At 65.3% G+C, this 26,810-nt stretch carries 23 protein-coding genes and 1 pseudogene; 9 read left to right on the top strand and 15 right to left on the bottom strand.

Translation table 11 applies throughout. The features are described from left to right. The first annotated feature begins 18 nt into the window (after positions 1–18). Genes HF886_RS03120 through HF886_RS03095 form a run of 6 tightly spaced genes read left to right on the top strand, consistent with a single transcriptional unit; the run spans position 19 to position 6,779 of the window. On the top strand, positions 19–1,176 hold the full coding sequence (locus HF886_RS03120; RefSeq protein ID WP_169651521.1) for an acyl-CoA dehydrogenase family protein: 1,158 nt from the start codon (positions 19–21) through the stop codon (positions 1,174–1,176). A 2-nt stretch (positions 1,177–1,178) separates the two neighbouring features. Continuing rightward, positions 1,179–2,744, top strand: coding sequence for an AMP-binding protein (locus tag HF886_RS03115; RefSeq protein ID WP_169622069.1), 1,566 nt, complete (start codon positions 1,179–1,181; stop codon positions 2,742–2,744). Next, positions 2,741–3,361, top strand: coding sequence for a TetR/AcrR family transcriptional regulator (locus HF886_RS03110; protein ID WP_169651520.1), 621 nt, complete (start codon positions 2,741–2,743; stop codon positions 3,359–3,361). Before HF886_RS03115 ends, HF886_RS03110 begins: the two co-directional genes overlap by 4 nt. Beyond that, positions 3,358–4,503: an acyl-CoA dehydrogenase family protein gene (locus HF886_RS03105; RefSeq protein ID WP_169651519.1), complete on the top strand. Its 1,146-nt coding sequence runs from the start codon at positions 3,358–3,360 to the stop codon at positions 4,501–4,503. Before HF886_RS03110 ends, HF886_RS03105 begins: the two co-directional genes overlap by 4 nt. Then, positions 4,500–5,528, top strand: coding sequence for an acyl-CoA dehydrogenase (locus HF886_RS03100; protein ID WP_169651518.1), 1,029 nt, complete (start codon positions 4,500–4,502; stop codon positions 5,526–5,528). The genes HF886_RS03105 and HF886_RS03100 overlap by 4 nt, the downstream gene beginning before the upstream one ends. A gap of 27 nt (positions 5,529–5,555) precedes the next feature. After that, complete coding sequence (locus HF886_RS03095; protein ID WP_169651517.1) at positions 5,556–6,779, top strand: CaiB/BaiF CoA-transferase family protein; 1,224 nt, start codon at positions 5,556–5,558, stop codon at positions 6,777–6,779. 16 nt (positions 6,780–6,795) lie between these two features. Here HF886_RS03095 and HF886_RS20990 read toward each other — a convergent pair. From HF886_RS20990 to HF886_RS03025, 14 genes and pseudogenes are all read right to left on the bottom strand, one after another. After that, a pseudogene (locus HF886_RS20990) lies at positions 6,796–6,924 on the bottom strand (ABC transporter); the annotation flags it as partial. A 31-nt stretch (positions 6,925–6,955) separates the two neighbouring features. Beyond that, a complete protein-coding gene (locus HF886_RS03085; RefSeq protein ID WP_346765185.1) occupies positions 6,956–7,210 on the bottom strand; it encodes a DUF2892 domain-containing protein in 255 nt (84 codons plus the stop codon). 111 nt (positions 7,211–7,321) lie between these two features. Next, on the bottom strand, positions 7,322–9,406 hold the full coding sequence (locus tag HF886_RS03080; RefSeq protein WP_240954882.1) for an MMPL family transporter: 2,085 nt from the start codon (positions 9,404–9,406) through the stop codon (positions 7,322–7,324). A gap of 856 nt (positions 9,407–10,262) precedes the next feature. Next, positions 10,263–11,012 carry a glucose 1-dehydrogenase gene (locus tag HF886_RS03075; RefSeq protein ID WP_240954840.1) on the bottom strand — a complete coding sequence of 250 codons (750 nt, stop codon included), beginning with the start codon at positions 11,010–11,012 and terminating at the stop codon, positions 10,263–10,265. Between the two features lie 47 nt (positions 11,013–11,059). Continuing rightward, a complete protein-coding gene (locus tag HF886_RS03070; protein ID WP_169651515.1) occupies positions 11,060–11,569 on the bottom strand; it encodes an SRPBCC domain-containing protein in 510 nt (169 codons plus the stop codon). 86 nt (positions 11,570–11,655) lie between these two features. Continuing rightward, a complete protein-coding gene (locus tag HF886_RS03065; RefSeq protein WP_169651514.1) occupies positions 11,656–12,462 on the bottom strand; it encodes a MaoC/PaaZ C-terminal domain-containing protein in 807 nt (268 codons plus the stop codon). 52 nt (positions 12,463–12,514) lie between these two features. Then, positions 12,515–13,618, bottom strand: coding sequence for an alkene reductase (locus HF886_RS03060; RefSeq protein WP_240954839.1), 1,104 nt, complete (start codon positions 13,616–13,618; stop codon positions 12,515–12,517). Positions 13,619–13,822: 204 nt separating this feature from the next. Next, entirely contained in the window at positions 13,823–14,866 is a 1,044-nt protein-coding gene (locus tag HF886_RS03055) for a ferredoxin--NADP reductase (RefSeq protein WP_169651513.1), read from the bottom strand. A 49-nt stretch (positions 14,867–14,915) separates the two neighbouring features. Continuing rightward, positions 14,916–16,589, bottom strand: coding sequence for an NAD(P)/FAD-dependent oxidoreductase (locus tag HF886_RS03050; protein ID WP_169651512.1), 1,674 nt, complete (start codon positions 16,587–16,589; stop codon positions 14,916–14,918). Positions 16,590–16,675: 86 nt separating this feature from the next. Beyond that, entirely contained in the window at positions 16,676–17,401 is a 726-nt protein-coding gene (locus HF886_RS03045; RefSeq protein WP_169651511.1) for an SDR family oxidoreductase, read from the bottom strand. 28 nt (positions 17,402–17,429) lie between these two features. Further along, positions 17,430–18,368, bottom strand: coding sequence for an alpha/beta hydrolase (locus HF886_RS03040; RefSeq protein WP_169651510.1), 939 nt, complete (start codon positions 18,366–18,368; stop codon positions 17,430–17,432). A gap of 157 nt (positions 18,369–18,525) precedes the next feature. After that, on the bottom strand, positions 18,526–19,344 hold the full coding sequence (locus tag HF886_RS03035) for an SDR family oxidoreductase (protein WP_169622082.1): 819 nt from the start codon (positions 19,342–19,344) through the stop codon (positions 18,526–18,528). A gap of 37 nt (positions 19,345–19,381) precedes the next feature. Beyond that, positions 19,382–20,758: an MFS transporter gene (locus HF886_RS03030; protein WP_169622083.1), complete on the bottom strand. Its 1,377-nt coding sequence runs from the start codon at positions 20,756–20,758 to the stop codon at positions 19,382–19,384. Positions 20,759–20,893: 135 nt separating this feature from the next. Continuing rightward, a complete protein-coding gene (locus HF886_RS03025) occupies positions 20,894–21,367 on the bottom strand; it encodes a nuclear transport factor 2 family protein (protein WP_169651509.1) in 474 nt (157 codons plus the stop codon). A gap of 512 nt (positions 21,368–21,879) precedes the next feature. On the opposite strand from HF886_RS03025, the gene HF886_RS03020 reads away from it, so the two are divergent. Next, on the top strand, positions 21,880–22,908 hold the full coding sequence (locus HF886_RS03020) for a TetR/AcrR family transcriptional regulator (RefSeq protein WP_169651508.1): 1,029 nt from the start codon (positions 21,880–21,882) through the stop codon (positions 22,906–22,908). Positions 22,909–22,989: 81 nt separating this feature from the next. On the opposite strand, the gene HF886_RS03015 is transcribed toward HF886_RS03020, so the two are convergent. Then, positions 22,990–24,060 (bottom strand): Zn-dependent alcohol dehydrogenase, encoded by a 1,071-nt coding sequence (locus HF886_RS03015; protein ID WP_169651507.1) that lies wholly within the window; start codon positions 24,058–24,060, stop codon positions 22,990–22,992. A gap of 551 nt (positions 24,061–24,611) precedes the next feature. Between HF886_RS03015 and HF886_RS03010 the strand changes: the two genes are divergently transcribed. Both HF886_RS03010 and HF886_RS03005 read left to right on the top strand, forming a co-directional pair. Continuing rightward, positions 24,612–25,649 (top strand): Rieske 2Fe-2S domain-containing protein, encoded by a 1,038-nt coding sequence (locus HF886_RS03010; protein WP_206037179.1) that lies wholly within the window; start codon positions 24,612–24,614, stop codon positions 25,647–25,649. Continuing rightward, positions 25,646–26,803, top strand: a complete 1,158-nt coding sequence (locus HF886_RS03005) for an acyl-CoA dehydrogenase family protein (RefSeq protein WP_169622088.1) — start codon at positions 25,646–25,648, stop codon at positions 26,801–26,803. Before HF886_RS03010 ends, HF886_RS03005 begins: the two co-directional genes overlap by 4 nt. Positions 26,804–26,810: the final 7 nt, after the last annotated feature.

The raw sequence follows: 26,810 nt of genomic DNA, 5'->3' as shown, positions 1-26,810 counted from the left end.
CCGTTCGAAGGACGCACCATGCAACGCACGATCATGACCGAAGAGCACGAGCAATTCCGGAAGATGTTGCGGGACTTCATCGAAAAGGAAGTCGTTCCGCACCGCGAGGAGTGGGACGAACTCGGACGTCCCCCGCGCGAATTCTTCACCCGGCTCGGTGAACTCGGCGTTCTGGGCATCCAGGTACCCGAGGAGTTCGGTGGGGGCGGAGAATCGAGCTTCGTCTACAACACCATCGTGTTCGAAGAGGTGGCCCGCGCCGGAGTCTCGTTCGGCTCGTACACCGTTCATGCGTGCCTGATCCTGCCGTACCTGCTCGAATACGCCACCGAGGAGCAGAAGAAGCGCTGGCTTCCGGGCTTCGCGGACGGCTCGATCATGACGGCCATCGCAATGACCGAACCGGGTACCGGTTCCGACCTCGCCAACATCGCGACCACCGCAAAGTTGTCGGACGACGGCTCGCACTACATCGTCAACGGAGCGAAGACCTTCATCACGGGCGGGGTGACGGCCGACCTGATCCTCACGGTGTGCCGGACTTCGCCGTTCGACCCGGAGAACCGTCGAGGGGGACTGTCGATCATCGCCGTGCCCACCGACACCGAAGGATTCTCCGTCGGGCGCAAACTCGACAAGATCGGCCTGCACCAGCAGGACACGGCCGAACTGTCGTACAACGACGTTCGCGTTCCCGTCGAAAACCTTCTCGGCGAGGAGGGTGCCGGCTTCGGATACCTCACCCACAACCTGCCGCAGGAGCGATTGAGTATCGCGCTCAACCAGGTCGGATTCGCCGAAGCCGCGATTGCCCACGCACTCGCGTACACCAGGGACCGCAAAGTTTTCGGGAAGCCGGTCGCCGCGTTCCAGAACACCAAATTCGTCCTCGCCGAGTGCTCCGCGGAGACCCAGGCCGCCCGCGTCTACGTCGACCACTGTCTCGAACTTCTCGACCGCAAGGAACTGAGCGTCGCCGATGCCGCTCGTGCAAAACTGTTCTGCACCGAGGTCGCCGGGCGCGTGATCGACAAGTGTCTCCAATTGCACGGCGGCTACGGGTACATCACCGAGTACCCCATCGCCCGCCTGTACGCGGACACCCGCGTCACCCGAATCTACGGCGGCACCAGCGAAGTGATGAAGACGATCATCTCGAAGGATCTGGGGCTCTAGGGATGTATCCGGGCCGATACGCAGCCGCGGAACCGGATCGGCCCGCCGTGCACGAGGTCGCGACGGGCCGGACGATCACCTACCGTCAGCTCGAGGACTCATCGGTCCGGTTCGCGCATTGGCTCCGCGCCCACGGTGTCGGAGCCGGCGATCATATCGCCGTGTTGTCGGTCAACGACGCCTCGGTATTCGAACTGTACTGGGGAGCATTGCGATCCGGGGCATACATCACGTTCGTCAACTCGCATCTGTCCGCCGCGGAGGCCGGGTACATCGTCGACGACTGTGACGCAACGGTACTGGCGGTCTCGGCGCCACTCGCACCACTCGCCGAAGAGATCGTCGCGCTCACGCCCAAAGTGGCGCACCGGCTCGCCTTCTCCGGTCCGATCACGGGGCACCTCGTGTACGAGGACGAAATTGCGGGATTGCCCACCGAACCACCGGCGGATCAGCCGCGTGGCAGCGACATGCTGTATTCCTCGGGTACCACCGGGAGGCCGAAGGGAATCAAGCCTCCGCTCACCGGCGCCCGGATCGAGGACGAGCCCGGTCCGCCGCTCCTGAAGACGGTGCGCGGCTTCGGCTTCGGCGAAGACTCGGTGTACCTCTCGCCTGCGCCGATCTACCACTCGGCACCCTTGCGCTACAGCGTGTCGACCCAGGCGCTCGGGGGGACCGTAGTGCTCATGGAACGGTTCGAACCGGAACTCGCACTCGACTGCATCGAGCGCTATCGAGTCACCCACAGTCAATGGGTTCCCACTCATTTCGTGCGGCTGCTGAAACTCCCACGCGAGGTGCGTGACCGGTACGACCTGTCGTCGATGCGGTATGCGCTCCACTCCGCGGCGCCGTGCCCGGTCGAGGTCAAACAGGAACTCATGCGGTGGTGGGGTGAGATCGTGTACGAGTACTATTCCGCGACCGAGGCGATCGGCAGTACGGTGGTCACCCCGCAGGAGTGGCTCCGTAAACCCGGATGTGTCGGCCGGACCGGGGGACCGGGCACTCTGGGCCTCGCCCGGATCTGCGACGAAGCCGGTCGGGTGCTCCCGGCAGGAGAGATCGGGACGGTGTACTTCGAGCGCCGGGACTTCTCCTTCGAATACCACAAAGACCCGGTCAAGACCGCGTCCGCCCGACACCCGTTCCGGGAATCCTGGTTTACAACAGGTGATCTCGGATACCTGGACGACGACGATGTCCTGTTCCTCACCGGTCGGGAGAACTTCACGATCATCTCGGGCGGCGTCAATATCTATCCGCAGGAAGTCGAGAGCGTTCTGGCGCTGCACCCCCTCGTTCACGACGTCGCGGTCGTAGGCGTGCCCGATGCCGATCTCGGCGAGCGCGTCGAGGCGTTCGTGCAGCTTTCGGACGTGGTGGACAGTGACGATCCGGAGCGCGAGATCCTCGAGTTCTGCCGGGAACGATTGTCTCGCTTCAAGTGCCCGAGGCAGGTTCGCGTCGTGGGCGGGCTTCCGCGCACACCGACCGGAAAGATGGTCAAAGGTGAACTCCGCGACCTCATCGCGAGGTACGGCGACTCCGGGGTCCCGTCGTGAGAGCACCGTCGGCGAAGCAACGGATATTCATCGAAGCCGGCCGGAGGGAGTTCGTTCGGAACGGGTACGGCTCGTCGTCGATTCGCACGATCGCGCACGAGGCCGGTGTCAGCCTGTCGGCGCTGTACTACCACTACAAGAACAAACAGGAGTTGCTTCTCGCCACGCTGATGGACGGTGTGGACACGTACGACGCCGTGTGCGATGCCGAACTCGCCGAGTCCGGTGACGATGCGACAGAGCAACTGCGCGCTTTCGTGCGGGGTAACGTCGCGTTCCGTACGCAGTTTCCCGATCATGCCCGGATGATCGCCACCGAGGTGCGTAACCTCGAACCGGAAGGCGCGCGACTGTACGAGGAACGACGACGGGCCGGGCGACGCCGGATCCGGGACATCATCGACGCCGGAATCGAGGAGGGTGTGTTCACGACCCGCTACCCCGACGACTGCCGCCGGTCGATCCTGGCGATGACGTCCGCGATCGCGAACTGGTACGACCCCACAGGTCCGGATACACCGCAGGTGATCGCGGAACGATACGCGGAACTGTCCTTGAATCTGCTGTGCCCGGGCGGTGTTCCGGTGCCGGCGAGCAATGGAAGAGATGGACGATGAGCACACGATTGGTGCCGAAAGCCGGACCCGAGGATGCCGCACTGTCCGAACTGCGCGCACGCGTCCGGGCGTTCCTGAAGGAACAGGTCGACGCGGGGACGTTCACGCCCGGTGTCGACACGTGGCTGACGCGGTGGAACACCGAGTTCTCCCGCAGCCTTGCCGCGCAGGGATGGGTCGGCATGACCATTCCGGTCGAGTACGGGGGCCACGGCCGGACGTTCATGGAGCGGTTCGTCGTCACGGAGGAACTTCTTGCGGTCGGTGCTCCGGTGGCGGCGCACTGGGTGGCCGACCGCCAGGCGGCGCCGTCGTTGCTGAAATACGGCACGGAGGAACAGAAGCAGCGGTTTCTCCCCGGGATCGCAGCGGGTGAGATCTGCTGGGCCATCGGCATGTCCGAGCCCGACTCGGGTTCCGACCTCGCCGGTGTCAAGACGAAAGCGACGCAGGTCGACGGCGGCTGGAAGCTCAGCGGAACCAAACTGTGGACCTCGGGCGCCCACCACGCCGATGCGTTCTTCGCGCTGGCGCGCTCCGCCCCGCTCGACCCTGCCCACCGCCACGACGGTCTGAGCCAGTTCATCGTCCTGCTCGACTCCCCCGGCGTGACGATCCGGCCGATCATGTCGATGTCCGGCGACCACCACTTCAACGAGGTGCTCCTCGACGACGTCTTCGTCCCCGACGATCTCGTGCTCGGGACGGTCGGCGCAGGCTGGGAACAGGTGACGAGCGAACTCGGGTACGAACGGAGCGGGCCGGAACGGTTCCTGTCCACCTTCGGTGTGCTGGACGGTCTCGTACGGTCCGTTGCCGACTGTGTTCTCGAGCCCGACACCAGGATCGGTGCCACGATCGCGCGCATGGTGGGCCTGCACCACATGTCCACCGCGGTGTCGGAATCACTCGAGCGTGGTGAGAATGCGGAACTCGCGGCGTCGGTGGTCAAGGTGCTGGGTACCAAGACGGAGGGAGATCTCGCCGACCTCGCCGACGAGATCGCGGGCTACACCGCATCCGACGACCAGCTCCGCCGGCTCGTCCGGGCCGGCGTCATGCAACGGCCGGGCTTCACGCTGCGCGGCGGAACCAGCGAGATCCTGCGCGGGGTCATCGCACGAGGATTGGGAATGCGATGACGGAGTCCCCCGAATTGCGCGATTTCGCGCAGATGCTCTCCGAGGTGTTCACCGCCGGGGACGACCACCGCATCGGAGAGGTCGTCGAATTCGACCGCCCGCTGTGGCAGACCCTCGGCGAACTCGGTCTCGACCGATTGACCGGGAGCGAAACCGACGGTGGCAGCGGCGCGGGCTGGGCCGAGGCGGCGCTGCTTCTCGGTGCCGCGGGTGCTTCCGCGGCCGCGGTACCGGTGGGAGAGAACGACTTGCTCGCAGGGTGGTTGCTCGAACAGGCCGGTCTCGGTGTCGGTCCGGCGGTCCGCACGGCAGCCGTACTCGACGAGAACGGGAGCGCCCGGCACGTGCCGTGGGCACGGTTCGCCGACACGGTCGTCGTACTGTGGCCGGACGCCGACGCGTCCTGGCGGGTTGCGGAGGTTGCTCGCGCTGACCTCGAACTGACCGAATCGGTGAACCTGGCGAGCGAACCACGCGACCACATCCAGGTGGAGACCTCCGAGTTGTCCGGTATCGAGGTACCCGGGACACTCGTCGAGGAGTTCCGGTATCGGGGCGCACTCATCCGGGTCCTCGCGTCGGTCGGTGCGATGGACAGAATCCTCGAACTCGTCGTCGAGCACACCAGCGCGCGCGTGCAATTCGGCCGCGCCATCGGAAAGTTCCAGGCGGTCCAGGCGCTGGTCGCCGATCTCGCGGCGGAATCAGCGCTCGCCCGTGCCGCCACCGATGCCGCTGTCGCCGCTGTGGTCGACCACGGCTTCGACAGCGCCCGGACCCGGTTCGCCATTGCTGCCGCGGCGTCGTGCAGCGGACACGCGGCAGCGGTGATCGTGCGTAACGCGCATCAGTCTCTCGGCGCGATCGGCTTCACGATGGAGCACGAACTGCACCGCCACGCAAACCGAATCCTCTCCTGGCGCAGTGAGTTCGGAACGGTGGCGTCCTGGGACGCGGAGATCCTGTGCACTGCGGTCGGCTCGGACGAACTCTGGCCGCTCGTCACCGACGGTCCCACCGGCTGACGCGTGGCCCCACGAAAGGACGTCCCCGTGACGAAGAATCGACCGGACCCGTCACACGCGGGGGCAGCGGCCGAACTGCCGCTCGAAGGGCTGACGGTGGTGAGCCTCGAGCAGGCCGTCGCGGCACCTCTCGCTACCCGGCACCTGGCGGATCTGGGCGCCCGGGTGGTGAAGGTCGAACGGGTGGGCGACGGCGATTTCGCGCGCGACTACGACAGTGCGGTGCTAGGCCTCGCCGCGCATTTCGTCTGGCTCAACCGCGGCAAGGAGTCGTTCGCGGTGGATCTGAAGTCCCCGGCCGGTATCGACGCCGTCACGTCACTGATCGCCGGTGCGGACGTGTTCCTCCAGAATCTCGCGCCCGGCGCCGCCGAACGTCTCGGACTCGGCGCCGATATGCTCCGGGCCGGCCACCCGGAACTGGTCGTGGTGAACATGTCCGGGTACGGCGCCGAGGGGCCGATGCGCGACCGCAAGGCCTATGACCTGCTGGTCCAATCGGAGACCGGCCTGTGCTCGATCACGGGGACGCCCGAGACGGCTGTGAAGACGGGAATCCCGACCTCGGACATCGCCGCCGGAATGTACGCGTTGACCGCGATCCAGGCGGCTCTGCTGCGCAGGCATCGCACCGGGGTCGGCGCGACGATCGACGTGTCGATGTTCGATGCGACGGCGGAGTGGCTGGGCTACCCGATGTACCTGCAGATGTACCAGGACCGGCAGGTTCCCCGCATGGGCCTGGCGCACACGTCGATTGCCCCTTACGACAAGTACCCCACGTCGGACGGCGAGATCCTCATCGGTGTGCAGAACGACCGCGGGTGGCGGACGTTGGTGACCGAGGTGCTGGGAATGCCCGAACTGGCACACGATCCGCGGTATTCCACGAACGTCGAACGTGTACGCCGCCGCAACGAGGTCGACAAACTGGTCGGCGACGCGACGAGCTGTTTCGCGAGCGCCGACCTGGACGAGAAGCTCGCGGCGGCCGGCATTCCCGCGGCACAGCTGCGGGACCTGCGCGGACTCATCGAACACCCGCAGGTCACCGCCCGGGATCGATGGCGTGAGGTCGACACCGAAGCGGGCGTGGTGCGAGGGCTCCTGCCGCCGATGAACTTCCGGGATGTCGAGCTGCCGATGCGCCCTGTCCCCGCACTCGGGCAGCACACCGACACGGTTCTCGCCGGACTCGGGCTGACGGACGAACAGATCAGGGGGCTGCGCGACGCGGGGATCGTCGGCTGATGTGACGCGGTCGCCCGGCCCTCAGGGTGGCCTGCATATCGATTTCGGTGAGCACTCCGAACCCTTGTTCCTGCAACGCGGTTCGGGTCTTCTCGACCGCGTCCGCGAACGTGGTCTGCAGTGTGGTGGACAGTGCGAGATTCATGATCGGTCTGCGTTCGCCCCGAAGGGCGGTATCAGCGGGTTCCGGTGGCGGTCGGCGAGAGGCGGCAGCTCGCCCGCTCCAGTCCGGCCTTCTCCATGATCAGGCTGGCGGGGCACCACCCGGCGGCGGAGTAGAAGACAAGGTTGACGCCCACGAATCCGGTGAGAATCAGCCACCAGGGGGAGAGGGCAAGTGTCAGTGCCACGCTCAGCAGCACCATGACGCCGGCCATGAGCGGAACGACGCGTTCTACGGTCCAACCGTCGTGATGTGGAAGCGTTTTCACCGGAAGTTCCATTTCGTGTTCTCGTCGTTTCCTGTCATGGCAACCCTTTCGATTGTACTCGGTATACCCCACGGGGTATGGGTGGCAGGGTCCCGCCACCCATACCTCGGGTCAGCTGTGCGAGAAACTGATGGAAGGCAGGATCCGGCGCAGCCAGGCCGGCGACCACCAGGCTGCGTGGCCGGTCAGGCGCAGCAGCACCGGGAGCAGCACGAGGCGGATGAGGACCGCGTCGAGCAGGACGGCGACGCCGAGGATGATGCCCATCTCCTTCGGCGGCAGCGGTTCGGCGAAGGCGAACGTGAAGAACACCGCCACCATGACCGCCGCCGCGGCAGCGATGACCCTGCCAGAATGCGCCAGTCCCATGACCTGGGCGACCTTCGGGTCACCCGACTCTTCGTAGTGCTCCTTGGCGGTCGAGAGCAGGAACACCGTGTAGTCCATCGCGATGGCGAAGATCATCGCGAAGAAGAACACGGGCCCCCAGCCGTCGAGGAAGCCTTGCGGGGTGAAGCCGAGGAGTCCGGATCCGTGTCCGTCCTGGAAGATCAACTTGGCAACGCCGAACGCGGCCGCGGTCGAGAGCAGGCTGACCATCGTGCCCAGGATGGCGATCAGCGGGGCCTGGAGTGCGACCAGCAGCAACAGGAATCCGAGGGCGAGGATGACCCCGACGATCACGGGGAGGTAATCGTTGAGCGCCTGTTGCAAGTCGAGGTTCTCCGCGGGCGCGCCGCCGACCAGGGCCTGCGACGGCAGGTCGGAACGCAATCGATCCACGATCGAGCCCATTGCGTCGTCCGACGGGTCGACGTTCGGGACGGCCTGCAGCATCACGTAGTCGGAACCGTCCAACGCCGGCATCGGTGGGGTGACCATCGTGACGCCTTCGGTCGCCCGCGCCGTGGCCGCTGCCGAGTCGGCGTCGGCCGCCGGGCTGATGATCTGGAGCATTCCCGGTGCGCCGTCGCCCATCTGGGCCTGGACGAGTTCGTAGCCCTGGCGGACGGGCGCGTCGGTGGGAACGACCTGGATCGAGGGCATCGCAACCTTCAGTCCCAGTACCGGAATCGAGAGTGCGATCAGCACAAGAAGCGACCCGATCGCGAACGGCCACGGATGCGCGTGCAGCAGGTTGCCCCATGCCTCGAATTTCGGAGACCGGTGCTGCTGGCGCTTGGCGTACGGGAGCGATCCGGCATTGACCTTCGCACCGATCTTTCCCAACACCGCAGGGAGCAGCGTCAGGGTCGCGGCAAGGACGAACGTCACCGCAAGCATGATCCCTACGGCCATCGTCCGGACCGCGGGAGCCGGTACGAGGAGCACTGCGGACAGGCTCACCAGTACCGTCAGGCCCGACAACACGACAGCCTTGCCTGCGGTGTCCATCGTCTCGGCCACCGCTGCGCGCGGGTCTCCGCTCTTGCTCAGTGCATCCCGGAACCGCGCGACGATGAACAGGGCGTAATCGATGCCGAGCGCGAGGGCGAACATCATCGCGAAGTTCATGGCCCACACCGAGATCGGAGTGACCGTGTTGAGCAGGACCAGTCCACCCGCCGAGGCGACGAGCCCGGCCAGGGTCAGCAGTAGCGGCAGTCCGGCGGCGACGAGGGAACCGAACGCGAGCACCATGATCGCGAGCGTCACGGGCCAGGAGAACAGCTCCGCCTTGATCATCGCGTCGTGGTTGGCCTCGTTGAAGTCACTCCAGAGCGCGGACGCCCCGGTCGGGTAGACCTCGATGCCGTCCCCGGACAGGGCGGTGAGTTCGGCTTTCAATTCGTCGACGGCCTTGACCATCTCGTCGGTGCTCGCGTTCGCGCCCGCGATCAGGATGCCGGTGTGCCCGTCGGGGCTGATCGACATCCCGGGTCGGGGTGGAATGACCTCGCCGAACCGGGGGTCGTCGGCGAACACCGCGGTGGCCTCGTCGAGGACGTGCTGGACAGCGGGATCGGATACCTGCTCGGTGTCCGAGTGCACGACCACCTGGACCGCGGCGGAGGAGTTTCCGCCGAAGTGCTCTTCGGCGAGCTCGCGCACCTGCACGGATTCCGAACCGTTCGCCTGCCAGCCGGCCCCGGCAAGTGAACTGAACACGGTGGGGGCGGCGGCCCCGAGTGCGATCAGAGCGATCAGCCACGCGCCGAAAACCCATTTTGCGTGCGTGGCCATGACGGCGCCCATGCGTGCCAGCACACCGCCCGACCCCTTCGGTGGGGCGGTTTCCGGCTTCTGCGTCGTCGTCCCCGGCGACCGATCGCCGTCGGCAACGTGCTTGCTACTCATATCTTGTGGAGCTCCTAATACGGGTGGGGGTATTTATCCGAGCGCACTACACCCCGGGAAATTCGCAGGGGGGTCGACGCGGACGTCCTCGGGTGATCGACTGGGGGCGCCGGTACGAGGGTATACCCCCAGGGGTAATTATGATGCCCCGGGGGGTACCCGGCGGGCGTGGGGGTCGGCAGCGCGAGGTCAGCAGCGCGAAGGGGATGGGCCTCGGGCGAGAGCTCGCGGGCCCCGGACCGCCCGGAAGGTTCACGGACTGTCATCGGTGGTGTTGTGTGTTCGGGGTGTGGGTGAGGCGGCCCCGCATCGTTGAGGCGAGGGCCGCCGCCCCATCTTCTTTACGTCGGTCAGCGACCGAAGAGTCGGCCGAAGAACTCGGGGGCGGAGTCGGCCCCGGCGTCCTTCGTGCATTCGCAGCGACGGGGGTGGCGCTGAAGGACCCTGGAGGGACCCTTCCTTGGCGGCCTCGAACCGGACGATGCCATAGGAAGAGTTCCGCACCGGTGCCCCTGGATCAGATCCGGATTGGCGATTCCCGCATTGTCTACCAGGATTCCGAGGAAGCGAAGGTGCCGGCCGTCTCGGCGACCGCCTGTCCCATTCCACCGGACGAGAAATCCGGGCGCCGACTTACGGCGCGACCGCCTTCGGCCACGATCGACCGCGACAGCGGTGGCCGTCACCGATGCCACCTTGTTCTCGATCCGACTCGTCGACTCGCGTTCTTCTCGGAGATTTCTTCTGGGCTATGTCAGATTCCGACAGTGACTCGGCCTGCGGTGGCCCCTCCGTCCACGATCAGATCGTGCCCGGTGACATAGTTGGCGTCGTCCGAGGCGAGGTACACGATTCCCGTGGCCATCTGGGACGGATTCGCGGCGTATCCGATGGGTTGGAGTCTGTCGAGGACCTCGACGACGCCCGCCACGTCCGGAACCATGCCGCTCAGCATCGTTCCTGGTGAAATCGTGTTTACTCGAACGCCTTTGGGTGCGAGTTCGAGGGCGCATGCTTTGGGCATCGCGACCACTGCCGCCTTCGTGCCACAGTAGACGGCCATGCCTTCGGTGGGCAGGTAACCGCCGTTCGAGGCGGTGTTGACGATGACGCCGGATCCTTGTTCCGCCATCACGCGGCCTGCCGCTCGCGTGCCGTAGAAAACCCCTCCGAAGTTCACGGCCACCAAGCGTTCGAAATCTTCGTTCGTCGTCTCGAGAAGCGAGGCGGCGGCGTGGACGCCGGCGTTGTTGCACATCACGTCGAGCCGTCCGTACCGGGAGGCGGTCTCGGTGACCAGAGTCTCGACCTCGGCAGGGTCGGCGACATCGGTCCGGACGAAGTCGGCACCGATTGCGTTCGCTGCCGCCTCGCCCGCCTCTCTGTTGACGTCCGCCATAACCACACGAGCGCCTTCCGCGACCATCAGTTCGGCGGTTGCTCGGCCGAGGCCGGAAGAGGCCCCGGTGATGATGACGATCTTGTCCTGCATGCGGTGTGCCATCTGTCGGCCTCTCGGGTGGTCGTGCTGTGGCGTGCTCTGTGTTTGGGTTACGCGGATCGAGAGCCGAGACTGCGCGCAGTGAAGAGCGCCTCGCTGCGCTCCTTCAGCGCGACAGCGGTGTCGTCGAACGCGCGCTTCACCCACTCACCGCTGTCGGCCATGATCTGAAGCGCTTCCTCGCCGAGGAAGGCGTCGGTGGAGTAGTAACGGCAGCGGTTGTCGGTGATCGGTTCGATGACCTGATCGCGTCGTGCGGCCTGAACGGAGACCTCGGTGGGACGCAGTTCCCACGACAGCAGGCGTTCGGGAACGACCGCACAGACGTATTCGGTGTACGGGAACGTTTCCGTCGCCCCCGAGTAGTCGGCCAGCGTCATCTCCACGGCCGCACCGAGTTCCAGTGTCGATTTCGCCGCGACGCAGAACGGATTCCAGTGCGGGTAGCTGTCGAGGTCGGTGAGGACCTCCCAGACGACACTCGCGGGCGCGTCGATCTCGACCTCGAGGGATCGGACGGTCGTAGCCGGGTCGTACGTCGGGATGGATAGTTCGGACATCGAGGCCCCTTTGTGGTCAGCGGATGAGTTGGCGAGGGTCTTGCACAGCCTGGCGACACCGTGGGTGCTAGTGGTTGTGCTCGTGATCAGGCGAAGGTTGCGTGTCCGCCGGTCAGGACGGCACCGCCGTCGGTGGTGACGTCGAAGCGTGCATCGGTGGAGCCGCCCCAGGCACGTATCTGCGCGGTGTCGCCGGGGAAGACGGGTGCCGCAAAGCGGCCGGACAGGGTCTTCAGGTCGGCCGGGTGGGCGCCGAGCATGTCTGCGAGAGGCAAGGTGGTCGCCGCGAGCGTGCACATCCCGTGCAGGATCGGGCGCGGCTGACCGATGCGCGCAGCGGCGTCCGGATCGATGTGGATGTGATGCCGGTCGCCGGTGAGCCGGTAGAGGGCGGCTTGATCGGTGTCGGTTGTCATCGTGCCCACCGCGGTGGGGTCCCCCTCGGGCGCGGACGGTGCCGAGGGGCCGCGGTCGCCGCCGAATCCGCCCGCGCCCGGCGCGAACAGTGACCAGGCGGCCACGAAGTACTTGCTTTCGACCACCACCTCGAAGACCGCAGCACGCCCCTTGTCCCAGACCTCACCGACCCGCGCCGACAGCGTGATCTCGCCGGAGCGGGGCAGGGGAGAGAGCACGTCGAGGGTCTGCGAACCGTGAAGTGCGGTCTTCGTATCGAACGCCCCGAGCGCGCCCAGCGCATCGGGTGCCCACTGTGCCAGGGTCAAGGCGAAGGTGGGCAGAACGCGGAGCCGATTCTCGAAGACCAGATCGAGGTCGGTGGCGTGGGCACCGACCGCCAGCGCGTACAGGATGGCGTCGCGCTCGTCGTAACCGACCACCCGGGCGCCCAGGTCGTGGCCACGCCAACGGGTGGGGGTCTGCGGTTCGGTCATCGATGGAGATCCCTTCTGGCGTTGCCGGCGCATGTGCGGTCGGTCTGTCGAGTCATGCCGGCGCCGGGGTGAATCGCGGATAGTCGAGGTATCCCTCGGCGCCCCCGCCGTAGTAGGTGTTCGGATTCGGCGCCGTCAGGGGCCACCCGCTCTGCAGACGTGCGACGAGGTCGGGGTTGGCGATGAACGGTTGTCCGAAGGCGGCGAGGTCGATCAGATCCTGCGCGATCAGGTCCTCGGCGTATTCCCGGGTCATCCCGCCCGCGAGGATGACGGTTCCTCGGAACCGGGCGCGAAACGTCGTGAGGAAGTCGGTGTCGAGAAGGCGACGGCCTGCGGGGCGCTGGTCGACGAGGTGGATGTAGGCGACCTCGCGGCGCGACAGTTCCGAGGCCAGGTACAGGTACGTGTCTGCCGCCTCGGAGTATGGAGGCATGTCGAAAAGCTCGCTGAACGGCGAGAGCCGGATCCCGACTCGGGTGGAGCCGACTGCGTCGGTCACGGCGTCGACCGTCTCCAGCAGGACCCGGGCGCGCTCGGTGAGTGAGCCGCCGTACCGGTCGGAGCGGGTGTTCGTCGCGGGGTTGAGGAACTGCTCGAACAGGTAGCCGTTGGCACCGTGCAACTCGACTCCGTCGAAGCCGGCGACTCGGGCATTGGTTGCCGCCCTCGCGAAGTCGTCGACGACACGGCCGACTTCGCGAGTGCTCAGCGGTCGGGGATCGCTTACGTCGACGAAGCCTACGTTCCCGTCGTCGGCGAAGGCGAAAACCTTGCTCTCCGGGGCCGGGTGGGCGCCGGCGCCGACCGGCTGCTGCCCTCCGGGTTGAATGGATGTGTGTGACAACCGGCCGACGTGCCAGAGCTGCGCGAAGATACGCCCACCCACGCTGTGGACGTTATCGGTGACGATGCGCCACCCGGCGACCTGCGCTCGAGACCAGATACCCGGAACATGCACGTAGCCTTGCGCTTCCGGAGAAATGGGTGTGCCCTCGGTAACGATCAATCCGGCGGTCGCTCGCTGGCGGTAGTACTCCGCCGTGTCCGCGGTCGGGGTGGTGTCGACGCACCGAGCCCGTGTCATGGGCGCCATCACGAGGCGATTGTCGAGGACGAGTTCACCGAGCCGATGGGTATCGAACAACCGAATCAATCGCTGTCTCTTTTCTGGGAAGGTCTGCGACTCTCTGTGCACGGGCCGCCGCGCAGAGCGCGAGCGACCGCCCCGGACTTCATCCAGGCTGCGGAAGCGTCAATGAAAAGTGTTGGAGAGGGGTTGTATTCACTCGCTTCGGGCGGCGATGAGGATCACCGTAGCCGTCGGCTGCAGTAGCGTCAACATCTGTGGGAGCGAGGATCAGAACTCGATCTCGATGGGGCCCGAGACGGGTCGCGCTTGGCACCCGAGGACGTAGCCTTCGGCGACATCGGACGGGTCGAGGATGTCCGAATTTTCCATCACCACCTTGCCCGAAATCACTGTGCACGCACAGGAACCGCACTCACCCGATCGGCAGGAGAACGGGACGTCGACACCACGGTCCAGCAACACATCGACGAGCGTGTTGCTGCTCGCCCACTCGAAACGATGTGACTCGCCGTCCAGATGTACGACTGTTTCGACCGCCGAGGCAGGATTGTCGTCGACGATCGGCCGGGGAGCTTCGAAGGGATCGCCCGAGATCGAGACGAACACTTCCTGATGATGACGCTCCGGCGGTACGCCGGCCGACCGCATGCTTTCCGCCACGCTGTCCATGAAAGGTACAGGGCCGCAGACAAATACTTCTCGAGACAAGTGGTCGGACGCCAGTGCCGCGAGCCCTTCCTGGGAAGGGAGGCCGTGCACGTCGTCGAACCAGTATCGGATCGTCAGCCGGTCGGGGAACTTCGCGGCGTACTCGTCGAGTTCGCTGTGGAATATCACCGAGTTGCGGTCGCGATTGGCGTAGAACAGCATGACCGAACGGTCGGACCCGAGCAGGGCGGTCTTCAGGATCGAGATGATCGGCGTGATGCCGCTCCCCGCCGCGAACAGTAGGAAGTCGTTCGTGAAGTCCGTCGGCGTGAAGCGGCCCGAGGGTGGCAGGACGATGAGAGAGTTCCCCGGTTCCACGTTGTCGCACAACCAATTCGATCCGTACCCGTCCGCAGTGCGTTTGACGGTGACCTTCAACTGGTCGTCGACGTGGGGTGTGCTCGACAGCGAATACGACCGGGCGACATGCCCGGTGCGGTCGCTCGGTATCCGGACGGTCAGGAATTGACCGGGCCGGTACGCGAACAGGTCACGAGAGTTCTCCGGCTTGCGCAGTACGATCGACTTCGCATCGGGGGTCTCTTCGATGACCTCGGTCACGGACAGTTCGTACCCGACACCGACGGTCTGCAAGGTGCTCACTTTCGGTCGCCTGCGCTCTCCGTTGACTGCTGCGTCGCGTTCGTGAATTTCACTGTGGGGTCTGGTGGTTCGGACCCAGGGTCAGTGCGCGTTGCTTCATCTCGAATCCCGTGTATCCTTCTTCCGCGGCGCGGGTGCACAGGTCGGAGTACCGCTGGAAACCGCCCACGTACATCAGCAGCGCCCGCGGCTTGCCGGGGATGTTCGCGCCCGTGTACCAGGAGTCGGTACGGGCATGCATCGTGCGAGAGGCGGCGGTGTCCACTTCACCGGCCCATTCGCTTTCCTGGGCGGGGGTGACACCGAATCGGGAGATTCCGTTCTCGTCGAGATGGTCGATGGTCCGCAGGATCCAGTCGACCTGCCATTCGCCTGTGGTGATCATCTGTGCCAGAACCGACGGGCTACCGGGGCCGTGCACCATGAACAGGTTGGGGAATCCGGCGGTCATCAGGCCGAAGACGGTCCTCGGTCCGTCGGCCCAATGGTCGGCGAGTCGTGCACCGTCGACTCCGGTCGGGTCCATCCTCAGCATCGAACCGGTCATCGCGTCGAAGCCGGTGGCGAAGATGATCACGTCGAGGTCATGCTCTGCCTCGGTGGTGCGAATGCCCGACTCGGTGACCTCCTCGATGGGGTGGGTCCGTATGTCGACCAGGGTCACGTTGTCCCGGTTGAACGTCTCGTAGTAGCCGGAGTCGATGCAGATCCGCTTGCCACCGATCGGATATGTCTTGGGGCACAGGAGTTCAGCGGTCTCCGGGTCGTGGACGATGGACCGGATCTTGTTGCGCACGAACTCGGCGAGTATCTCGTTCGCCTTCGGGTCGCTGGAGGTGTCGGTGAACGTGCGGATGAACTCGAGGCCGTTCCGGGCGTTCCACGCTCGCTCCATCACCTCTTCGCGTTCTTCCGCGGTGTAGTCGAAGATCGAGCGCTGCTCGGCGGCATTGCTCATCAGCACCGCGCCGTGTGTGCCCAGGATCTGCTTGCGCCGCTCGGGGTAGTCGGCCTTCCACTCCCGCTCGTAGTCCGGATCCAGTCTCCGGTTCCGCGCGGGGAGACTGAAGTTCGGGGTCCGCTGGAAGGCCGTGAGGTGCTCGGCGACCGCGGCGATTTCCGGCGTGATCTGGATGCCGGTCGACCCGGTGCCGATCAGCCCTACGCGCTTGCCGGCGAGTTCGGCGCCCTCCTTGGGCCATCGTGATGTGTGGTAGGCCTGGCCGCGGAAGCGATCCAGACCGGGCCGGTCGGGGACGTTGGAGACGTCGAGGCTGCCGGTTGCCGCGATCACGTATGTGGCCACGAAGCGGTCGCCGGAAGCGGTGCCGACGGTCCATTTGTCCACGGTGTCGTCGAATGTCAGCTCGTTGACACGAGTTTCGAACCGTATGTCCTCGCGCAGGTCGAAGCGGTCGGCGACGTGGTTGGCGTATGCCTCCAAGTCCGGTTGCGGAGAGAAGTGTTCCGACCACGACCATTCTTGCTGAAGCTCTTCGTCGAAGGAGTACGAGTACTGCATGCTCTCGATGTCCACGCGGGCACCGGGGTAGCGGTTCCAGTACCAGGTGCCGCCCACACCGTCGCCCGCTTCCACACAGACGACTCGACGGCCCTGCTGGCGGAGACGATGCAGCGCGTACATTCCGCTGAATCCCGCGCCGATGACGACAACGTCGAAGTGTTCGGCGGTAGGGCCGGCTTCCGGGGTCGAGATGGACATGTTTCCTCCAAGGATCGAATCTGGCTCAGCGGCACGCGCTGCGGCCGGATGAGAAAGAAGGGGAACCGAATCGCGGATGGCGACCGCTACCCGAGCAGGGAGCCGCCGTCCGCTACGACATCGGTGCCGTTGACGAAGGACGCGTCGTCCGAGGCGAGGAAGACCACGACGTTGGCGGTCTCCTGCGGGTCGGCCTGACGCTTGAGGCCGGTCGGGGTATCGCTGGATGCGGTGGTCGGCGACATGCCGGTCCGAATGTTGCCGGGCAGCACGGCATTCACCCGAATCTTCGACGCTTCGAGCTCGATCGCTGCGGTCCTCGTCAGTCCGCGCAGGGCCCACTTCGACATGCTGTACGAGCCGTGGCCCGCATAGGACGTCGTTCCGGCGAGCGACGAGACGTTCACGATCGAGCCACCACCCCGGGCGCGCATCGCGGGGGCGACGGCCTGGATGCCGAGGAACGGCCCGTGCAGGTTGACGGCGAGGACTTTGTCGAGGTCGGCGGCGGTTTCGTCCTTGAGCAACTGCTTGCGGTAGATCGCCGCGTTGTTGACGAGGACGTCGAGGCCTCCGAAGGTCGAGGTCGCCAGGGCGACGGCACCTGCCCAGTCTTCCGGGGCGGTCACGTCGAGATGGGTGTAGACGACGGCGTCTCCGACGTCGTCGGCGACGGTCTGTCCCAGGTCGTCGAGAACGTCGCCGATCACCACCGAGCCGCCTTCGCGCGCCAGCGCCCGAACGATCTGTTCGCCCTGTCCGCGTGCGCCACCGGTGACGATCGCGACCTTTCCTTCGAAGCGATGCGACATGACTCTCCGATTCCGGGATGCTCGTGGTTCAGCTGGTCAACGCGCGCCGGATGGCGGCGGTGTAGTCGGCGTCGATCCGCTGGGAGATCGCAGCCTGTGGGAACACTCCCGATGATCCGTGGAAGGTCCCCGGGTAGAGATGCAATTCGGTGGGCACGCCCGCCTGCGTCAACCGCTGTGCGTAGTCGATTCCCTCGTCCCGAAGCGGGTCGAAGGAGGCGACCGCAATGTAGGCCGGGGGCAACCCGCTGAGGTCGCGCGCCCGTGCGGGGGCGGCGTATTCAGACGTCACACTCCGGTCAGGGTCCCCGAGATAGTGACGCCAGCTGTCGATTCCGTTCTCCCGGTTCCACAGCGGGGAATCGATGTACTCGGTCGCTGAGGTCGTGAGCAGGCGGTCGTCGAGGACGGGGGAGTCCAGGGCTTGGAAGATCACCGCGGGACCGCCGACGTCGCGGGCCTTGAGCGCGACCGCCGCCGCGAGTCCGGCACCCGCGCTGATCCCGGCGAGGACGATCCGGGTCGGGTCGATCCCGAGGCCGTTGTCACCTGCAATCCAGCTCAGAGCGTCGAAGGCGTCGTCGAACGGTGTCGGGAAGGGGTGCTCCGGCGCGAGTCGATAGTTGACGGAGACCACCATCGCGTCGAGGTCGGCGGCCAGTGCCGACGGAACCCGGACATCGGTGGCAGCGTCGCCGAAGATGAATCCTCCGCCGTGGAAGTAGAGGATGCAGGGAAGTGGTTGCCCGACGGGGTCTTCCGGGCGGAACACGACGAGATCGATTTCGGATCCGTCGGTTGTCGGCATTGACCGGTGGTCTACCACGATTCCTGCCGGTACGGCTGCCATCGGATCTTTCATCCTCATCGAAAGGATCACTGCGCGCGCCTTTTCGGCGTCGGAGACGTCGAGTTCGGGGAGGAATCCCATCATCGGCCGGTACGCGGGATCGACGGCGTAGGACATGATTCATCTCCTTGTGCAATAGGGCGAGCGCCCGGTCGACCTCGACTGGCAACGGCTGGAAGTGGCGGCGATCACTGCGACTGAGGGAACAGTAGCCACTGGCTACTTTCTCGTCAACCGAAAGTCGCACAGCAGTCTCGAACGGGCACGGGCCGACTCAGAAGCCCGACATGTCGTACGGGTACTTGTTCGTCGCTCCGCCGTCGACCACCATCACCTGGCCGGTGATCGTCCGGGCGAGGTCGCTCACCAGAAAGGTCAGGGCACTCGCGACGTCGGCCGGCAGTGTCAACCGCTGAAGTGGTATCTGTGAGCGGGTGTTCTCGAGCGCCGCGGAGTCGAGGATCGCCGAGATCCTGGGTGTGACGACGAATCCGGGAGCCACTGCATTGACGCGAATACCGGAAGGTCCCAGCTCTATTGCCGCGGATCGGACCAGGGAGCCGAGCGCAGCCTTGTAGACGCCGTAGGCAGCGTGCACCGGTGAGCTGCCGAGCCCGGACACCGACGAGACGAACGTTATGGAACCTTCGCCGCGGTCGCGCAACCGAGCACCGAAATGTCTGAGCGCGAGCACCGCATGGCGCAGGACGATGCCCTCTTCCCACCGCCAGTCGTCATCGGTGATGTCGAGCAGGGGCGCGTATCTCGCCATACCGATGACGTCGACGACGCCGTCGAGTTCCCCCGCGCGCTCGGCCAATGCGGCCATGTCGGCGTCTTCGGTGGCATCGACCTGCTCGGCCGTGGCCGCTGGGCCGATCTCTGCGCATACGTGGTCGGCACGGTCCCGGTCGAGGTCGACGACAATCACTGTGGCGCCAATTTGAGCGAGTGCATGGGAGACCTGCCGCCCCATTCCTTGCCCGCCACCGAGCACAAGGTATCTGCGTCGGGAGAGGTCGAACCGACCGCGGTAATCGACGATCCGGTCGAGTTCGGCGCGATCGCCCGGCGGTGAACAGTCCTGAGCCATGTGTCCTCCGATCGAGGGTGGGCGCGAACGATGCATGTCACGCCATCTTCGGAGACAGGGAAGAGTCTTCGGTCGAATCCGAGTCGGCGGAAGCGATGTCGCCTGTCGTGAGACTTGCTTCGGGCGCGGCGTTACCGTTGCTGTTCGGCATGGTGGCGATCACCACGATTCCCAGGAGGGCCGCGGCGCCGACGACGATGGAGGCAGCATACGAGTTCCCTGTCAGCGCGGTGAGTTTGCCCGCGAGGTAAGGCCCCGCCCCGCCGCCGATAGCCGAACCGAGACCGAATCCGATCGCAGCGCCGGTGTAGCGCACCGCAGCTGGGAAGGCCGAGGTGAGTGTCGCGTAAACAGGGACAGCGGAGGCACCCGCGAGGCCGACGAGGAGCATGTGGCCGAGCGCGGTGACGAACAGATTGCCGCCGGTCGCCTTGATCAGGTACATGATCGGGAACATCGACACGAGGATGATGCCCAACCCCAGGATCATGGTGTTCCTCCGGCCGCTTCTGTCGATCATGAACCCGGAGGCGAATCCGACGACGATGGCAAACGTCGATCCGGCGGTGGCCACCCAAGCTGTGGTACCCGGGGCCATACCGACCTCCTGCTGCAGGAACAGCGGCATGTACGCGGGAACCACGTAGCCGATCGCGAGAACCGATGTGCTCAGGGCGATCACGCGCAGCAAGGTCGCAGGGTATCGCTTGACGACCGAACGTAGCGGTGAGGACTGCACCTCGTGCTTGTCGGCGAGTTCCTTGAACTCGGGTGATTCTTCGAGCCGGGCACGCAGAAACAGCACGTACAGCATCAGTGGGAGCGACATGAGAAGGGGAAGGCGCCAGCCCCAGTTGGCCATCCATTCCTCCGAGGACAGCGAGGTCGTGAGGGCGACGACCAATGGGGCAAGGGTGCCGCCGAAGGCGAACCCCACCGGGGTCATCGCGCTCAGGATGCCGTAGTTCTTGGCAGACGCGTGCTCGGTGACGAATGTGGCCGAACCGATCTGTTCGCCGCCGGCGAAGAAGCCCTGCATCAACCGCGTGAGAACGAGCAGCACCGGGGCCAGGATTCCGACGGTGGCGTGCGTCGGCAACAGTCCCATCAGGATTGTGGCTCCACCCATGCCGGATATGGTGACGATCAATGCGAAACGTCGACCGTATCGGTCACCGATCCGGCCGAAAACGATACCGCCGATCGGGCGCGCAAGGAATCCGGTGCCGAGGACCACCAACGAGCTCAGAATGCCGGCCGCAGGATTGTCGCTGGGGAAGAACAGAGGAGACAGATAGGCGATGAGGAAGGTGAAAACCATGAAGTCGTAGGCTTCGACGGCAGTTCCGAAGAAGCCGGCCATCGACGCCCTGCGCACCAGGGTGCGTGAGGGCGCGCTCACAGGTGAGTTCATATCGATCCTGTTCGGTTGTGTCCTCCGGTGTGTGCACCGGGGAAGTTCGGTTCCGAGTCGTTGCAGCCGGGTCTTGTGAGCGGACCGCGCAGCTGCTCGAGACCTCCGCAACGAGCGGAGGAGTGTATTCCCGATTTACATTCGACGGGTGTCGGCCGCGTCCAGGCCGTTGCCGGACACGTAGCCGTGGACTATCCGGGATTCGGCCATGAACGTAGTGGTCACGCGGTCGGAGATCTGCCAGACCGGGGTCGATCCAACCCGCGTGTATTCGACGTCGTAATAGCCCACCAACCGCTTCGACGATGATCCCGGGGTGTCGAACGAACCGAACCATTCCATGTGAACTCGGCTCCTGGCTCGATCCCCGTCGATGGAGATCTGTGGGAGGTGCATCAGGTGGATACCGGTGTACGGAGCGTCGTTACAGAACGCATGCAGGGATTCCCTGCCGCGGACGGATGTGCCGGTCGAAAGGTCTGATCTCCTCTCGCGAGACCGATAAACCCCGTCCGACGTGAAGAGCGCCGCCCACGCCGCCCCGTCGTGATCATCGAAGAAGCGTGCGTAGAGACCTTCCAACTCCAGGATCGCCAGTCGATCCTCCATCGCCCGAATTCTGGAGTCGCTATACATGACGATCCCGTGTGGCAACGCTGTCGCGCGCGGCGGACAGGCTGGGCCGCTCGGTGTGGGCGAACATCCCCGACGACTCCCTCGGCAACGTTGTGGGTGGCACTTCATCCTCCGTGAACTGGGGAACTGCAGAAATTCGACACTGCCGACGAACTGGTCCGAGACGACGGTCTCGCCGGATTGCGGCCAGGGAAAGGGGTACCGGCACGACATTTCTATTGCCTTCGATGAGTACCGCGCTATTGCCCGCAGGTCGCTCAGATTCAGTGACTGCCGTCACAGTAGCCATTGGCCACGCGTGCGTCAATAGGTGATCGACGGGTATCGTCGGCTCATCGATGGGGCGACACGTCGCAGCAGATCCGCAAAGATGTGCTCAGGGGTCGCAACATCGATTCGTCGCAACAGTCGCCACCGCCGGCACCGACATCCGGGAGTCGCTACGCGAATCCCCCTGTCGCTGAGAATGATAGGGTCTGCGCCATATGGAGCACCTCACTGAGACCGCCGCCTTAGCCGACGACGTCTGGACCACACCGCAGGTGGCGAGTTTCCTGGGCATCAGTCGTCAGGCGATCAACAAGCGTGTTCGAAATCGGAAGATGCTCGGTTACGCAGGTGGCGGAGTGACGCTGTTTCCGGTGTGGCAGTTCGACACGGCGAATCACAGAATCTATCCGCAGGTTCCCGAGTTTCTCGCTGCCTTCGACGACGAGATCGAACCGGCCGCCATCGCGCTGTGGGCGATCACGAAGATGGAGAGAAGCGGTCGGACACCAGCCGAGCTGTTGCTGGACCCCGACACCGAGGACGATGCATTGCGGTTGGCCGGTACCTGCACAGCGGACTCGATCGAGGAGAATCCCGCGCTGGAGGGCGGGGCCGACCACGAATCCGTGGACAGGAAGGTCGCCGAGTGGAGGCCGACCCGCCCAGGGGCATCCGGAGCTCAAGAAGCCATCCTTCTTGCTGCTGCAGACCTCTTCTCGCGCAAAGGCCCCGCGAAAGTGACGCTACGGGAGATCGCCGCTGCGGCAGACGTGTCGTACGGCCTGATCCACCGGTTCTACCGCAACAAGGAGAATCTGCTGGTGGCGGTGATGGAACTGCTGGTCGGTTACGGCGGCGAGCGTCTGTCCGGGGAGAAGGACGCGTACGCCGCCATCGATAACTCCATCGGCGCCGACCTCGACTCCGGTCAGTTCGGGCGGATGCTGATGTGGTCGATCTCCGAAGGGATCCAGCCGGATCGACTGCTCGGACAAGCACGTTCGAATGGTTACCGCCCGCACATCGACGCACTCTGGAACAACCCGGTCGAGCCGGACGTGCGGGCCGAGTTCGATTCGAGCGTGGTGGCGGCGCTGCTCGGTGTCTTCGGATCGGTGTGGGATCTGTACGAGCCTTACATGATCGAGCTCGCCGACAACCGGTGGCGTAGCCGGGAGGATCTCCGGCAGGAAGTCACCGAACTGCTCAAGCTCCTCGTCTATGCAGCCCGGCCGAAGACCTGAGACATTCGGCGCGTCGAGGGAGCCGGAACGGGTGGACGGTCCGGAGGTCATCCGGCCCGTTCCGGCGCAGGGGAGTTGCCGTCAGGACGGCATCAGCAGCACACCGCGGTCGAGTTTTCCGCTCCGGGCGTCGTCCATGAGGGACTCGAAGTCCTCCAGCTCGTAGGTCTTGGTGACGAGTTCGTCGAGGAGGAGCCTGCCGGACCGGTACAGGTCCACGTACTTCGGGATGTCCGCGCCCGGTCGTGACGAGCCGTAGCGGCAGCCCAGTACCGCGCGATCCATGTAGAAGGTGGCGGCCGGGACGGACAGCTTGGCCTGCGGGCCTGCGACACCGAGCATGATCAACTGCCCGCCCCAGTCGAGCATTTCCATTGCCTGGCTGGTGATTGCCTCGCCGCCGACGCAGTCGAAGACGTGATGAGCCCCGCCGTCGGTGAGTTCACGGACGGCGGCGACGGTGTCACCCGCGGTCGCATCGATGAAGTGGGTGGCGCCGAAGAGGTTGGTCTTCGACTCCTTGTCGGGGTTGGTGTCGATGGCGACGATCGTCGCAGCCCCTGCGACGCGTGCCCCCTGGATGACGTTGAGACCGATACCGCCGGCGCCGATCACCACCACCGATTCGCCGGGGTTGACGCGTGCCCGGTTCAATACCGCTCCGACGCCGGTCAACACCGCACAACCGATCAGGCATGCGGTGGACAGCGGAATGTCCTTCGGAATAGGTATCGCCTGTCCGGCCTTGACGACGATCTGCTCGGCGAAGGTCGAGAGCGTTGCGAAGTTGTGGACCGGTGTGCCGTCGAATTCGAAGGGGGTTGCCGTCTTACCGAAAGATTCGCGGCACATGGTGGGCCGCCCGGAGGTGCACGCGGCACACCGGCCGCACGTCGCCAGCGTCGAGAGCACCACGTGGTCGCCGATCACGGGAACGGTCACGCCCGGCCCGACGGCCTCGACGACACCTGCACCTTCGTGCCCGAGGACCACCGGTGCAGGGAACGGGATCTTGCCGTTGACCACGCTCAGGTCGCTCTGGCACAGGCCGCTCGCAACGATGCGCACCTGAACCTCGCCGGGTCCGGGGTCTCGGACTGTGACACCGTCGACCAGCTTGTTGTCGGTGCCGTCGAAGACGATCGCTTTCAATTCTCGACCTCACTGTCGATGAGAACTCGCTCGCACGGCGGGGAGACGCAACGGGTGCGGGCGAGAAATGAAGGGGTGGTGGGAATCCGGGCCACTGCGGTGGCACCTCTATCGATGCTGGTGATGCTAGGGGTGGAGGGTCGGCCCGTCAAGCTCTCGGGTGGGCGGACGCCGAGCGGTTCGGGGGGGGCTGAGCTTCCCGGGCGAATGCTCGAAATGTGACGGCCGTGCGCTGGTCGGCGTACACCTTTCGGCTCTGTCCCGAAATATCTGCGGGACAAGTCGAAATCCGCTCCGAACTGGGAAAACCCCCGACCCGCGTCATGTTGTTGACGCATACGTAGCCAATGGCTACAGTGATGCCAGTCACGGAATGTGGTTGCAGTGACTCTCGTCATCCCGACGAGGGTCTTCGCCGGACGCCGGGCGAACGGGCGTGTGGACGCACGCCCGTTGATTGCGACCCGTGAAAACCCCTGTCGCGGAGCATCTTCTGCGCAGGTGACGAAAGTGCCTCTGTTACAACAGTTCAGGAGGATGAAGTGTCGCCCATGGCGTTATCGATGAAGCCGACGGGGTGGTTCCAGATCGGCTGGTCCGCCGACCTCGAGATCGGCGATGTGAAGCCGCTGCGCTACTTCGGTCAGGACCTCGTCGCTTACCGTGCCCAGAGCGGCCGCCTGGTGGTTCTGAACGCATACTGTGAGCACCTCGGCGCCCATATGGGCCACGGTGGCACAGTTTCCGGCGACGACATCCGATGCCCGTTCCACGGCTGGCAATGGAACCAGGAAGGCCGCAACACCTGCATTCCGTACCAGAAGGCTGCGAACCGAGTCCGCAAGATCGGTACCTGGTCTACGGCCGAAAGCGACGGGATCATGTATATCTGGCACGACGTCGACGGCCGCGAACCGCTGTACGAGGTGCCCAGCGTCTTCGACCTTTTTCCGGGTTGCGGTTCGGCGAACGATTACCACGAGCCGGCGGAGGCCGGCCGTTTCGAGTCGGCCGCGCTGCCGATCCACCCGCAGTACGCCGCCGAGAACGGCGTCGACTTCGCGCACTTCAAGTACGTCCACCGCGCCGACGAGATCCCTACGGTGGTACACCGCGAGTTCGGTGAGTACGACTTCAAAACCGAACTTGCCCTGCACTTCAAGCGTCGCGGCGCCGACGGCGAATTCGAACTCGTCGAGGGCCGGACCAGAGCGTCACTCCTCGGTCTGGGACTGGGCTACTCGTACGCAGACGGCGTCGGCGCCATCTGCTCCCTGACCGCGGTGACCCCTGTCGACGACGAGCGTTCGATCGTGCGCTTTTCCGCGTGGGCGAGCAAGGAGGACGGCCAGGACGACGCACGAGTGACGAAACGCCAGCGCAATGCGATCGGCCAGCTCGAGGCCGACATCGCTATCTGGGAACACCAGCGATACACCGAGCCGCCGGGCCTGGCGACCGCAGAGGCGGCAGGCTTCCGTGACATCCGCCAGTGGGCTCGCCGCTTCTACCCCGAGGGCCACCTCGGTTACGGCGCCGCCGAGCAGACCGCAGGCACCGACGAATTTCAGGCGGACAACGTCTCATGAGACCCACACTGACAGCGGAACACGAGGCTTGGCGGGCCGAGATCAGGGAGTTCCTCGACGCCGAACTGCCCCAGGGACACGCCTTCAACCCCGAGTTCGACGATGCACCCGATCAGTGGGCGATCGCCGTCGAATTCAGCAAGAAGGTCGCCGCCAAAGGGTGGATCGGTCTGACCTGGCCGAAGGAGTACGGCGGCAAGGAGCTGCCCCCGATCGCGAACCAGATCCTCCTCGAGGAGCTGTACGCGGCCGACGCGCCGATGGTCAATTCCGTCGGAATCTTCCTCGCCGCGGGCACGATCCTGGTGGGCGGCACCGAGGAGCAGAAGAAGCGTCTCCTGCCGGACATCGCGAACATGCGGACTCTCTGGGCCGAAGGGCTCACCGAGCCGGGAGCGGGCTCCGATCTCGGCTCCCTACGGACGAAAGCCGTCCGGGAGGGTGACGAGTGGGTCATCACCGGAGAGAAGGCGTTCACTTCCTGGGGGCCGATGTCCGACGTACTGTATGTGGCTGCCCGCACGGCGACCGACGCCGGCTCGCGTGATGCGATCAGCATCTTCGTGGTCGACCTGAAGAGTCCCGGCGTAACCCTCCATCCGATGCGCAACTACGGCGGTGGCGTCCAGTCCAGCACCTACCTCGATCACGTTCGAGTGCCGGAGACCTCGCTGATCGGTGAAGAAGGCAAGGGCTGGCAATACATCATGCGAGCTTTCTACGCCTCGGGGACCGTCGAACCGATCTACGCGATGCAAGAAGCACGTCTGCGCGATCTCATCGAGCACTGCAAGGCGGTCCCGGGCAAGCTCGACGACCCGCACGTGCAAGCCGACCTTGCCGAACTCGCAGGCATCGTCCAGACCCAGCGCCTGCTCGCCTACGAGATCATCGGCGACAATGCCCACGGTCGGCTGACCCCCTGGGGCGGCGGCGTCCAGCAGGTCGCGGCCAAGGAGTACGAGCCGCTGTTCGCTCAGATCTACGACCGAGTGCTCGGCCCGACCAGTCAACTGCAGTCGGGGTCGGCGTACGCCCCCCTCAGTGGAAGGCCTGAGGCGTGGTACCGGCAGTCCTTTGCCAACCACGCCGGAGGAACGTCCCAACTCAAGCGGATGGTGCTCGCGACGCGGGGCCTCGGCCTGCCCCGATAGGAGCTGA

Source organism: Rhodococcus sp. 105337 (assembly GCF_012844225.1).
Taxonomy (GTDB): domain Bacteria; phylum Actinomycetota; class Actinomycetes; order Mycobacteriales; family Mycobacteriaceae; genus Rhodococcus.
The sequence above is the reverse complement of the archived record's forward strand: the minus strand, read 5'-3'. Positions and strand labels throughout refer to the sequence as shown.